This window comes from Arthrobacter oryzae (genome assembly GCF_037911235.1).
Taxonomy (GTDB): Bacteria; Actinomycetota; Actinomycetes; order Actinomycetales; family Micrococcaceae; genus Arthrobacter; species Arthrobacter oryzae_E.
Genome location: NZ_JBBLYW010000067.1, coordinates 1 through 12,213 on the forward strand (window position 1 = coordinate 1; position 12,213 = coordinate 12,213).

The window sequence follows — 12,213 nt, forward strand, 5'->3', positions numbered from 1 at the left end:
TGCTGAGCCTCCGCACTGCTTCCTGGCAGACGTAGATCAGCCCGGACACGTTGACTTCCATGACGCGGCGGATGGTGGCCGCAGGCACGTCCGCGAGATTCCCGATCAGGTTGCCGGTGATACCGGCATTATTGATGACGGCCGTGACCGGGCCCAGGGTGGCTGCCGCGTCAAACATGGATTCCACTGCCTCGGGATCGCTGACGTCTGCCTGCCTGGCGAGCGCTTCCCCGCCGGAGTCACGGATCTCCCGCACAACGGACGCGGCACCAGCGGCGTCCGCGGAGTAGTTGACCAGGACCGTGTACCCGGCACGTGCCGCGCGGAGGGCGATGGCAGCGCCGATTCCGCGGCTGGCGCCGGTGACAATGGCTACGTCCCTGCCTGTGGCAGCCACGGAAACGGCGTGCTGCCTATTTAGCCAGTTTATGGGTCAGCGCGACCTCGATCGCGGCGCCCACAATCCCGGCGTCGTTTTTGAGCTCGGCCGGGACAATCGGCGTACGGAGCTTCATATGCGGCAGGTACTCGTCGGCGCGCTTGGAGATGCCGCCGCCGACGATGAAAAGTTCGGGGGAGAAGAGGAACTCGACGTGGGAGAAGTATCGCTGGAGGAGGACGCTGTATTCGGTCCAGCTCAGGCCGTCCCGCTCGCGGGCCACGGCTGACGCCTTGCTTTCGGCGTCAAAACCGTCAATTTCCAGGTGTCCGAGTTCGGCGTTCGGGACCAGCTTGCCGTTGAAGATGAAGGCGGAGCCGATACCCGTCCCGAGCGTAATCACGAGCACTGTGCCCGAAACGCCTTCACCGGCACCATAACGGGCTTCGGCGAGGCCGGCGGCGTCGGCGTCGTTGATGACCTCGACCGGGCGCCCCAGGCGCTTCGTCAGCAGCGCATCGATGTCCGTGTTGAGCCAGGACTTGTCGACGTTGGCTGCCGAGTGCACCACACCGTGCTGGATGATGCCCGGGAAGGTCACACCGATGGGGGAATCCACGGCAGGGGCGTCCGGCCGTGCGTTGAGCTCCTCGACCACCGCGGCCACTGTTTCGGCAACGGACTCCGGGGTGGCGGGCTGCGGCGTGGGGACCCGGAAGCGGTCGCCTACGAGCTTGCCCTTCTTGAGGTCGACTATGCCGCCCTTGATTCCGGTGCCGCCGATGTCAATTCCGATCAGCGGGGCGTTCTTGGTTGACTTGTCGTCCTTCTTGGCCAATGTGATTCCGTTCGTGGCTGGTGTCGGGCAATGGGGGGAGCGGATAAGAAACCGGCGGGGCCGGCAGGAAAATCAGGGAAGGGTGAGGATCTCGGCGCCGGATTCGGTGACGAGCAGGGTGTGCTCGAACTGGGCCGTGCGCTTGCGGTCGCGCGTCACCACTGTCCACTCATCGGCCCACATGTCCCACTCAACCGTACCCAGTGTCAGCATAGGTTCGATGGTGAACACCATGCCCGTTTCCATGACTGTGTTGTAGGCGGGAGCAGCATCATAATGCGGAATGATCAGGCCGGTGTGGAAGGCTTCGCCAACGCCGTGGCCGGTGAAGTCCCGGACGACACCGTAGCCGAAACGCTTGGCGTAGGACTGGATGGCGCGGCCGATGACGTTGATTTCCCGTCCGGGGGCCACTGCCTTGATGGCGCGGTTGAGGGACTCCTTGGTGCGTTCCACCAGGAGTCGGGATTCCTCATCCACGTCTCCCACCAGGAAAGTGAAGTTTGTGTCGCCGTGCACGCCGCCGATGAAGGCGGTGATGTCGATGTTCAGGATGTCGCCGTCCTGCACCACAGTGCTGTCCGGTATTCCGTGGCAGATCACCTCGTTCAGCGATGAGCACAGCGACTTGGGGAAGCCCCGGTAACCCAGCGTCGACGGATAGGCATGATGGTCCAGCAGGAATTCATGGCCGATCTTGTCCAGCTGATCAGTCGTGACGCCGGGCTCGATGTGCTTGCCGACCTCCACGATGGCCCGGGCCGCGATCCGGCTGGCGATCCTGATCTTCTCAATGGTCTCGGCGGATTTCACCTCCGAGCCGGTGAACTTCTCCGGGCCGGGCTTGCCAACATACTCGGGGCGGGGAATTGACGCCGGGACGGGCAGCTGCGGGCTCACCGTTCCGGGGACAAGAGTTCCGGTGGGTGCAGTCGAAGCAAGAGAAGGCATAGATTGATCATATAAGCAGGCGTAGAAGCCCATGTAACGGACAGCCGGATCGGCACACGATGAAGCGCTACGTTACGTGGATCACTTTCAGCCGCAGGAAGTCCGTAGGATGCGAGGAGCAGCGATGACCGAGTACTGGTACAACGTCAAAACCCATGAGGTGGAAGAGGACGCCATGTCCGATTGGACGCAGCTGATCGGGCCATACAAGACGCGCGCCGAAGCCGAACACGCGCTGGAGAAGGTCAAGGCACGCAACGAATCGTGGGAAAAGGGCGAGGAAGACTGACGCGTTTCGAGGAACCGGCAGTGCCGCCGTCGGGTTCCGGGTGCCGCGGCCACTCCAGCGGGACGTCCGTCTGCAAGAGTAAGCACACATCCGAGTACCGGACAGGCCGGTATCGCGAAGAGGAGAGTCATGGCCGAAATCAAGCCAGAATACACAGGAGAGTGGCGGTTCGATCCGACGCATACACGCATCGGCTTTTCGACCCGCCACGCAATGGTCACCAAGGTTCGCGGAGCTTTCAACGACCTCGAAGGCTCGATAGTTGTCGACGCGGAGCAGCCCGACCGCTCAAAGGTTGAACTGACCGTCAAGGTCGCGAGCATTGACACCCGAAATGCTGACCGCGATCAGCACTTGCGGACCAACGATTTCTTCGACGCCCCCCGGTTCCCGGAGATCACCTTCGTGAGCAACCGGGTGGATCAGGTAGACGAGGGCCACTTCATTGTCAGCGGCGACGTGACTATTCGGGGCATCACCAAGGAGATTTCGATCCCGATCGACTTTATCGGCGTCGAACGGGACCCGATGGGCAACCTCCGGGCCGGCTTCGAAGGTTCCCGTCGCATCGACCGCCAGGATTTCGGGCTCAAATGGAATACGGCCCTGGACTCCGGCGGCGTGCTCGTGTCGGACAAGATCACGCTGGAGTTTGAAGTGTCCGCCATCAAGGTCGGTGACGGCGCCACACGCGCCGAAGCGTAGGGGGAGCCCCGGCCGGTGCTTCCTTAGAACGAGTGCTCGGGGCCGGGGAACTGGCCCGTCCGCACATCGTCGCCGTAGGCCTTTGCTGCGTTGCTCAGCGACGTACGCAGATCAGCATACTGCTTGACGAATTTGGCCATTTTTCCGCCGCGAAGTCCGGCCATGTCCTGCCACACCAGGACCTGGCCGGTCGTCGTGTTGCCGGCACCGATGCCGACGGTCGGAACAGCTATCGCGGCATCGACGGCCGCTGCGGTGGCGGCAGGAACCATTTCCATCAGGACACTGAAGGCTCCGGCGTCGGCGAGGGCCACAGCATCGTCGATGAGCCGTTGTGCGTCATCACCGCGGCCCTGGACCCGGTAGCCGCCCAGGGAATGCTCGCTTTGCGGAGTGAATCCGATGTGCGCCATGACCGGAATGCCGGCCTGGACCATGGCGCGGACGGTTTCGGCGTAGAACTTGCCGCCTTCAATCTTCACGGCATGGGCAAGTCCTTCCTTCAGGAATCGGACGCCGGTGGCCACCGCCTGTTCGGCTGAGACCTCATAGCTTCCGAAGGGGAGGTCCGCCACCACGAGGGCCCGTTTGGCCGACCGCGCCACGGCGCGGCACAGCGGCAGCAGTTCCTCGACGGTCACCGGGAGGCTGGTCTCGTTTCCGAAGACGTTGTTGGACGCGGAGTCGCCAACGAGAAGCACCTCGATGCCGGCTTCGTCGAAAATCTCGGCAGTGTACTGCTCGTAGGCCGTGAGCATGGCAAAGTGTTCGCCGTTGGCCTTGGCCTGCTGCAGGTGGTGGGTCCGGATTCGTGCCACGGGCTTCCTCGCAGTGTCCGGCCCCGGTGCACTCCCCGCAGGCGTTTCGGCGGCCCCGGCGGGCCCGTTGCCGTAGGGAGCAGGTACTTCAGTGGACATGCTGGAATCCGAACTGTTGCTTGTGGCCATGGCTAGAGCGTAGTGCGATACTGCAAGTCCTAGCTACCGAACGCCATGCCCCTGCCGGTGAATCGCGTCACAAACCGGCGTCTCCAGGGCCTTGCGCGGGCCCTCCTGCCCGGCGCCAGGGTCAGGCATGCATGTTAACGGTGTGTTACGCAGACCTCCGGCTCCAACATTCAGCGGGAATGCTTAGTAAAGTGAATCGTGAGCTGCCGCCGGCCATAGAGAGTACGGACCCGGGGCATCAAAAACGTTGATCCGGAGAAGAGGCCATCATGGACCGCCAGCAAGAGTTTGTCCTGCGGACAATCGAAGAACGCGACGTACGGTTCGTGCGTCTGTGGTTCACGGATGTCGTGGGTTCACTCAAGTCTGTTGCGCTTGCCCCCGCCGAAGTCGAGGGCGCCTTCGAAGAGGGCCTGGGCTTCGACGGCTCCGCGATCGAGGGGCTGGCCCGCGTGTTCGAATCGGACATGCTGGCGCAGCCGGACCCCTCCACGTTCCAGATCCTGCCGTGGCGCGGGGAAACCGAACAAACTTCGCGCATGTACTGCGACATCCTGACGCCCGACGGCGAGCCCTCCGCGGCGGATCCCCGCAACGTCCTCAAGCGCACCCTCGCGAAGGCCGCGGACATGGGCTTCACCTGCTACACGCACCCCGAGATCGAGTTCTACCTGCTGAAGTCCCAGGAGCCCGGGCCGGACGGGTCGCCTGTTCCTGTGGACGAGGGCGGGTACTTCGACCACGTCCCGGGCGGCGTCGCGCAGGATTTCCGCCGTACCGCCGTCACCATGCTCGAATCCGTGGGAATTTCCGTCGAGTTCAGCCACCACGAAGCCGGCCCCGGGCAGAACGAGATCGATCTCCGTTACGCGGACGCCCTGCAGACTGCGGACAACATCATGACCTTCCGCACCGTCATCAAGGAAGTCGCCCTCCAGCAGGGCACGTACGCCACCTTTATGCCCAAACCGTTCACCGCCCACCCGGGTTCGGGCATGCACACGCACTTCTCGCTGTTCGAAGGCGACACCAACGCCTTCTACGAAGCCGGTGCGGAATTCCAGCTGTCAAAGACCGCCAAACAGTTCATCGCCGGCATCCTCAAGCACGCCCCAGAGTTCACCGCTGTGACCAACCAGTTCGTGAACTCGTACAAGCGGCTCTGGGGCGGCGGTGAAGCGCCCAGCTACCTGAGCTGGGGCCACAACAACCGCTCCGCGCTGGTGCGCGTTCCGCTGTACAAGCCGGGCAAGGGCCAGTCCGCGCGCATCGAGTACCGCGGCATCGACTCCGCGGCCAACCCCTACCTGGCGTACGCCGTCCTGCTCGGCGCAGGACTAAAGGGCATCGAAGAGGGCTACGACATTCCCGCCGCCGCCGAGGACGACATCTGGTCGCTGAGCTCGGCAGAACGCCGTGCCATGGGGCACGATCCGCTGCCCGCGAGCCTGCACGATGCGATCAGGACCATGGAGGATTCCGAACTCATGCCGCAGATCCTCGGCGAGCAGGTCTTCGAGTACTTCCTGCGGAACAAGCGCGCCGAATGGCAGGACTACCGTCTCCAGGTGACGCCCTACGAGCTGCAACGCAACCTCGGCATCCTGTAGGCGGCTCCGGTGAGCCTTGCCCGTCGCCTGATCTCCGCCGGTTTCAGTGACCTGGAAAAGGGGGAGCGGTTCTTGGCTGCCCGGGAACTTGAGGGGATCGACCAGAAGGCGCTCTTCGCAGGCCTCCACCTGGCGGCCAGCCCGGACACCGCGCTGCAGTCGCTGGTCCGCCTGATCGAAAAGCATCCCGACCTTCGGAAACTTGCTGCCGCGGACATTGACACGAGCGAGCCGCTGTACCGGGTCCTGGGTGCCTCGGAAGCCCTGGGCGAGTTCCTGATCCGCCACCCGGAGCACCTTGACGCTTTCGATGTGGTGGCGAGCCCGGAGCCGGTCGCCGCAGATGCGGGTGAACTGAGGTCGAGGCTCCTGCGGTCCGTGCAGGCCGATCCGAAGGTACGCAGGCCCGTGGCCGGGCTGTCCGGGGCAGAGGCCTATGTGGCGCTTCGCACTGCGTACCGCAGGGGTGTGGTGGACCTGGCGGTCAAGGACCTGTGCGCCGCCGACCCTCTGGACTTCATGCCCGCCGCGGGTGCCGAGCTGGCAGACCTTGCGGGCGCAGCCATCGAGGCGGCCCTGGCGGTATCCCGGGCTGAAGCCTGCGAACAGTTCGACCCGGCGGAGATCGCCGACGTCGGGCTGGCGGTCATCGGCATGGGCAAATGCGGTGCCCGCGAACTTAACTACATCTCCGACGTCGACGTCATCTACGTGATCGAAGCGGACGGCCTGGACGACGCCCGTGCCAACACCATCGGGACAGCCCTTGCCACCGGGATCTCCCGGGCCATCATGTCCATCGGCCGCGAACCAGGCCTGTGGGAAGTGGATGCCAACCTGCGGCCCGAGGGCAAATCGGGACCGCTGGTGCGGACGCTGGCATCCCATGAGAGCTACTATGCCCGCTGGGCCGAAAGCTGGGAATTCCAGGCCCTTCTGAAAGCGCGAACGATCGCCGGCGACGCGGAGCTGGGCGCCCGGTACGAGGCCGCGGTCCTTCCGCTGATCTGGGGTTCGGCGAACCGGGAAGGATTCGTGGAATCCGTGCAGGCCATGCGCCGCCGGGTCACGGACAACATTCCCGCGGATGAGGAACAGCGCCAGATCAAACTGGGCCGCGGCGGCCTGCGGGACGTCGAGTTCACCGTGCAATTGCTGCAGCTGGTGCACGGTAAGGCCGACGAATCCCTCCGCCGCCGGGACACCACCTCGGCCATCGCCGCGCTCTCCGCCGGCGGCTATATCGGACGCACGGACGCCGCTGAATTCGACCACGCCTACCGGTACCTGCGCCTGCTGGAACACCGGATCCAGCTCTTCCAGCTGCGCCGTACACACCTGATGCCGGAGCGTGAAGAGGCCCTGCGTGCCCTCGCCAAGGCCGTGTTGGGCCCGTTCGCGCGTGAACGCCCGCACCCCGATGCCCTGCTTGCTGCGTGGCAGAAGACCAAGCGTTCCGTCCGCGAATTGCACGAGCGCATTTTCTACCGGCCGCTGCTGAACACCGCCGCCAAGCTGAGCAGTGAAGACGCGCGGCTGACGCCGGAGGCGGCCCAGGGCCGCCTGGCCGCACTGGGGTATCTGGATCCGCCGGGCGCCATGCGCCATATCGAGGCGCTCACCGCCGGAGTCAGCCGGCGTGCCGCACTGCAGCGCCAGCTCCTGCCCATCCTGCTCGGCTGGCTGGCCGACGGGGTGGACCCCGACGCCGGGCTGCTGGGTTTCCGCCGTGTCAGCGAGGCTCTGGGTACAACGCACTGGTACCTGGGGATGCTGCGGGATTCGACCGCGGCCGCCGAACGGCTGTGCCATGTGCTTTCCAACTCCCGCCTGATCACCGACCTGCTCGAGGTGTCCCCTGAATCGGTGGCGTGGCTGGGGACCGACAAGGACCTGGCGCCGCTGGGATTCGAGGCCCAGTGGCTGGAAATCACCTCAAAAATGTCGCGGCACGAGGATCCGGAAAGCGCCATGCGCCTCATCCGCCTGATCCGGCGCCGGGAGATCCTCAGGGTCGCCATCGCGGACAGCGCCGGACGGCTGGACCAGGACCAGGTGGGCGCCGCCCTCGCGGACACGGACCGGGCAGCCGTACTGGGCGCACTCCGCGTCGCTGAAGGAATCGTCGCTGCGTCCGGTCCGCTGAAGACCCGGGTCCTGGTGGTGGCCATGGGCCGGCAGGGCGGACGTGAAATCGGCTACGGCTCGGATGCGGATGTCATGTATGTGCACCGCGGCCTTCCGGGGGTTCCCGAGGAAGAGGCGCAGAACCAGGCCGCCCAGATCGTGGGCCACATTTCGAACCTGCTGACCCAGCCGCTGAAGCCCGCCATCCTGGCCGAGCGGGTGCTGATGGTGGACGCCGACCTGCGGCCGGAAGGCAAGAGCGGCGCCATGGTCCGGTCCCTGGATTCCTACGCCGAGTATTACAGGCGGTGGTCGCTGGTCTGGGAAGCCCAGGCGCTGCTTCGGGCCTTGCCCATCGCAGGGGATGACGACCTTGCCGCTGACTTCGTGGAGCTGATCGACCCCATTCGCTATCCTGCGGAGCTGTCGGACAAGGACATCCGGGAAATCCGCCGGGTCAAGGCCCGGGTTGAAGCAGAGCGGCTGCCCCGCGGCGCCGATCCCGCGCGGCACCTTAAGCTGGGGCGCGGCGGCCTGAGCGACGTCGAATGGCTCGTTCAGCTGCTGCAGCTGCAGCATGCGGGCAAGCACGCGGAGCTGCGGACCACGTCCACCGTGCCGGCCCTGGAAGCCGCTGCCTCCCTGGGCCTCCTGGGGCAGGATGAGGCGGAGATCCTGCTCAGCGCCTGGCGGCTGGCCAGCCGCATCAGGTCGGCCAACGTCATCTGGACAGGCCGGGCGTCCGATCTCCTTCCGTCCTCCCGCAGGGACCTCGAAGCCGTGGCCCGCTGGTGCGGCTACGACCCAGGCAACGCCGCAGCCCTCGAAGAGGACTACCTGCGGCTCAGCAGGCGCGCCCGCGCCGTTTTCGAACGCGTCTTTTACGGCCAGTAACCCGGTCCGCGGCAGGCTGCGCAGCAGCACCGGGTGCTGACACGCGGCGGGCCCGGTGCTAGTTTGACCGCATGGCCACGCAACTCTTTCTGAACCTACCCGTCAAGGACCTCAACAGGTCGGTCGAGTTCTTCACAGCGCTCGGCTTTTCCTTCAACCCGGATTTCACCGATGAGAATGCCACTTGCATGATTATTAATGACGGCGCCTACGTCATGTTGCTGGTGGAAAGCTACTTCAAGACGTTCATTTCCAAGGGCATAGCGGACACCGGCAGCAAGGCCGAAGCGATCGTTGCATTCTCCGTGGACAGCCGGGAAGCCGTGGACGAAGCGGTCCGCAAGGCCTTGGCTGCAGGCGGCGCTCCCGCGCAGGAAGTCCAGGACTACGGCTTCATGTACAACCACAGCTTCCAGGACCCGGACGGCCACCTCTGGGAGGTCTTCTGGATGGACCCGGCCGGACCGCCGCCCGACGCGCAGGCCCCCTAAGGCCCGCCGCACTGCACTTCCAGGTTTCAGGTCCGCTGTGGATTACGGCGCCGGCCGTCACCACCACCGGTGACGGCCGGCGTCGTGGTTTGTGGGTAGGCTCGGTCCATGCCTGATTCCGTGTGGCTCATTGCCCTGAAGAGCCTTGACGACGACGCACGGGCCATCAAGCTCGGCGAAGTTGCGGAACTTGAACTCGCCGAAGGCCAGCAGGACTTCGCCGGCGATCCGCTGCGCATGATGCTCGTGGCGCTCGAAGAGGATTCGCGCGTTCCCTATGTGGTGGACTCGGGCGGAAAGGCAGTTGGCGTCCTGACGCTGCAACGCGACGCGGCATCGCTGGCCGGCTGGGCGGACGACGGCTCGGTGTGGCTGTTGCGGGGCTTTCTGATCGACCGCACGCACCAGGGCCACGGTCTGGGCACCCAGGCCGCTGCTGCTGCCGTCCGGGAGGCCGCAAAACTGACGGCCCGGCTGGGCGGGGGAGAGGCCGGCGTCGTACTTTCCGTCAACGAACGCAACCCCGCCGGCGTGGCCGCTTACCGCAAGGCGGGTTTTGAGGACCGGGGACAGTACCTGGGCGGCGACGCCGGTCCGCAGCGGACAATGTACTGCGCCTTCTAGGCGCTCGCTCCGGCTCCGGCTTCAGCCGTGGGGCCGCTCCCGGCCGGCCGGACGTGTGTGCTCCTTGGGGTTGCTGTGACTGGAGTGACACATGTATCTTTAGTGCATCCTGAGTGCATCTGTGATACTGGGGGCCGGTGAATGCCACGCAGTACAAAGCGGAGCGAGGCCTTTTCCCGACCCGTCGGTGTTGGTTGAACCGCGCCCCTTCATCAGTGCCTCAGTGACATACAGCCTGCGCGGCCTTATCTGCGCCAGCAGCGCTCCACTTCTTCCCAGGATCCGGTTCGCCAAGAGGCGGGGCGCCGGCACCTAGCCTCCAGGGGTCCGTGAATCCAGCCCGTTTAGGCCGGCTGGCGATGCCAGATCGATTCCGGGATTTCGGCAACGGCACGGACCGCACCGGAAGTGGGAAGCCCCCTGCAAGGCGGTCCTCCCAGGTCTCCCCAGCCCTTCAGCACGAAAGCCACCATGCCTCTTCCTCAGCGAACCGCTGCCCTCTTCGCCGCGTTGTTTCTATCGTCAGCCGCGCTGGCCTACCTGCCGGCTTCACCCGCACTGGCCGCCACGGCCCCTTCTCCCGATACCATCCCCGTGGAGCAGGTGGACGGTACACCCCACGCTGCGCACGCTTCGGAGGCGGGCGTTGCCCAACTGCCGAAGGGCCAGGAATTCGCCACCGAATCCCTGGAAAGTCAAAGCGCTGCCGGCCTCACAAGGACCGGCGATATCAAGGTGGCGCTAGTGACAGTGCAATTGGCGGACAAGAGCTCGGCGGAAACCAGCGCCATTTCCCTGGACGCGGCCAAGAACGGAATTACGGCTTCCAGCAGCTATTGGAAGGCTATGTCCAACAACAGGCTGTCCATGTCGGTGGCCTCCGTTCGGACGGGATTCAAATCCTCGGCGACGTCAGGCCAGGACTACTACACCATCACCAACACGGTGACCCGCGAACTGGGATGGGTCAGCAGCCCGTACACCGCCCTGGTCATTTTCATTCCCGTTCCCACCCTCTCCTGGGGCGCCCTGGGCTTCGGGGCCAGCAGTGATGGCACGAGCGGTCGTATCCTGATGCCCCAGCCCAGCAAGTTCACCAACAACGTTGTCGCGCACGAGTTCGGGCACGTTCTTGGCCTCATGCACGCCGACAGCCTGCAATGCGGCAGCGGGATCGCCGACGTCGGCCCTGCCACCACGGGCGGATTCGCGGACTCGTCCTGCAGCATCCGTGAATATGGCGACACCACCGACCTGATGGGCGCCGCGCAGTACAGCATTCCGGCCATCAGCTCCAGCTTCTGGGATCGCGGGGGATTCGGCCGCGGGGACGAGGTCTTCAATGCCGGCCTGGTTTCGGGAATCACGAAATACACGCTGAAGGCCTGGGCCGGAAGCGACGCCAACCGCGCAGTGAAGTTCACCGATCCGAAGAGCAAGGAGGTCTACTACCTGGAACTGCGCCTGCCTGTCGGCTACGACACATCGACGGCCGTCAGTGGCAACCGGGGCGTCAAGATTGTCCAGTCAGGAGGAGCCACCGCCGTCAGTTCACTGATTCTCATGCCATCTACTCTCCCTTTCTCGGGCTACTACGCGCCCAACCAGACCTGGCAGGCAGGCCAGACCTTCACCACCTATACAGGCACGAGGGTGACGATCGACTACGTGACGAGCACGTCAGCGGGCGTCACCATCAACGCCTCACCGTTCGTTGACGCGTATCAGTCCGCGTTCCAGAGCCAGATCGACTGGATGTACTACCAAAAGTTGTCCACCGGCTGGGCCGACGGTACCTTCCGGCCGTTCACCACGATGTCCCGGGAGGCAATGGCTGCGTTCATGTACCGGCTTGCGGGTAACCCGGACTTCACTCCGCCGGCCGTGTCGCCGTTTGCCGACGTTCCGACCTCCCACGATTTCTACCGTCCGATTGCATGGATGAAATTCACCGAACTTTCCACGGGCTGGGCGGATAGGACCTACCGGCCTTATGAATCGATCACCCGCGAAGCGATGTCAGCCTTCCTCAACCGCTACGCGGGGAAGCTCTGCCGCATTTCAGACGCGGAGGTCGCTGCCCCCGTCGTTTCTCCTTTCGTCGACATGACGCCCGGGAGCGGCTTCTATCGGGAGATTTCCTGGATGAAGTACGCCCGCATCTCCACCGGCTGGGCCGACGGCACCTACCGGCCGGCCGACGCCGTGACCCGTGAGCAGATGGCCGCTTTCATCTACCGTCTCGACGGTTACGTGGCAGCCAATGGCGGGTGCGTGGCCTGATACGCCCCCCATGGGCGAAAGGTGACGACCGAAGGCGGTCACAGGTGAACCTGTGACCGCCTTCGCATTGCCCGG

At 64.8% G+C, this 12,213-nt stretch carries 11 protein-coding genes; 7 read left to right on the top strand and 4 right to left on the bottom strand.

Annotated elements, in window-relative coordinates; translation table 11 throughout:
* From WMN78_RS19360 to map, 3 genes are all read right to left on the bottom strand, one after another.
* Positions 1-397, bottom strand: a 397-nt coding sequence (locus tag WMN78_RS19360) for an SDR family NAD(P)-dependent oxidoreductase (RefSeq protein ID WP_340535387.1), incomplete at its 3' end; no start/stop codon positions are given.
* A gap of 16 nt (positions 398-413) precedes the next feature.
* Entirely contained in the window at positions 414-1,217 is an 804-nt protein-coding gene (ppgK, locus tag WMN78_RS19365; protein ID WP_340535388.1) for a polyphosphate--glucose phosphotransferase, read from the bottom strand.
* 72 nt (positions 1,218-1,289) lie between these two features.
* A complete protein-coding gene (gene map / locus WMN78_RS19370; RefSeq protein ID WP_340535389.1) occupies positions 1,290-2,168 on the bottom strand; it encodes a type I methionyl aminopeptidase in 879 nt (292 codons plus the stop codon).
* Positions 2,169-2,292: 124 nt separating this feature from the next.
* On the opposite strand from map, the gene WMN78_RS19375 reads away from it, so the two are divergent.
* On the top strand, positions 2,293-2,457 hold the full coding sequence (locus WMN78_RS19375) for an SPOR domain-containing protein (RefSeq protein WP_340535390.1): 165 nt from the start codon (positions 2,293-2,295) through the stop codon (positions 2,455-2,457).
* 129 nt (positions 2,458-2,586) lie between these two features.
* Positions 2,587-3,162: a YceI family protein gene (locus WMN78_RS19380; RefSeq protein WP_340535391.1), complete on the top strand. Its 576-nt coding sequence runs from the start codon at positions 2,587-2,589 to the stop codon at positions 3,160-3,162.
* A gap of 23 nt (positions 3,163-3,185) precedes the next feature.
* Here WMN78_RS19380 and panB read toward each other — a convergent pair whose 3' ends face one another.
* Positions 3,186-4,109: a 3-methyl-2-oxobutanoate hydroxymethyltransferase gene (gene panB, locus WMN78_RS19385; protein ID WP_340535392.1), complete on the bottom strand. Its 924-nt coding sequence runs from the start codon at positions 4,107-4,109 to the stop codon at positions 3,186-3,188.
* A gap of 269 nt (positions 4,110-4,378) precedes the next feature.
* On the opposite strand from panB, the gene glnA reads away from it, so the two are divergent.
* The 5 genes from glnA (at position 4,379) to WMN78_RS19410 (ending at position 12,138) form a co-directional block, all read left to right on the top strand.
* Positions 4,379-5,719, top strand: coding sequence for a type I glutamate--ammonia ligase (gene glnA, locus WMN78_RS19390; RefSeq protein ID WP_340535393.1), 1,341 nt, complete (start codon positions 4,379-4,381; stop codon positions 5,717-5,719).
* A gap of 9 nt (positions 5,720-5,728) precedes the next feature.
* Positions 5,729-8,740: a bifunctional [glutamine synthetase] adenylyltransferase/[glutamine synthetase]-adenylyl-L-tyrosine phosphorylase gene (locus WMN78_RS19395; protein ID WP_340535394.1), complete on the top strand. Its 3,012-nt coding sequence runs from the start codon at positions 5,729-5,731 to the stop codon at positions 8,738-8,740.
* Between the two features lie 71 nt (positions 8,741-8,811).
* A complete protein-coding gene (locus WMN78_RS19400) occupies positions 8,812-9,231 on the top strand; it encodes a VOC family protein (RefSeq protein ID WP_340535395.1) in 420 nt (139 codons plus the stop codon).
* Between the two features lie 108 nt (positions 9,232-9,339).
* Positions 9,340-9,855 (top strand): GNAT family N-acetyltransferase, encoded by a 516-nt coding sequence (locus WMN78_RS19405; protein WP_340535396.1) that lies wholly within the window; start codon positions 9,340-9,342, stop codon positions 9,853-9,855.
* Between the two features lie 471 nt (positions 9,856-10,326).
* Entirely contained in the window at positions 10,327-12,138 is a 1,812-nt protein-coding gene (locus tag WMN78_RS19410) for an S-layer homology domain-containing protein (RefSeq protein WP_340535397.1), read from the top strand.
* Positions 12,139-12,213: the final 75 nt, after the last annotated feature.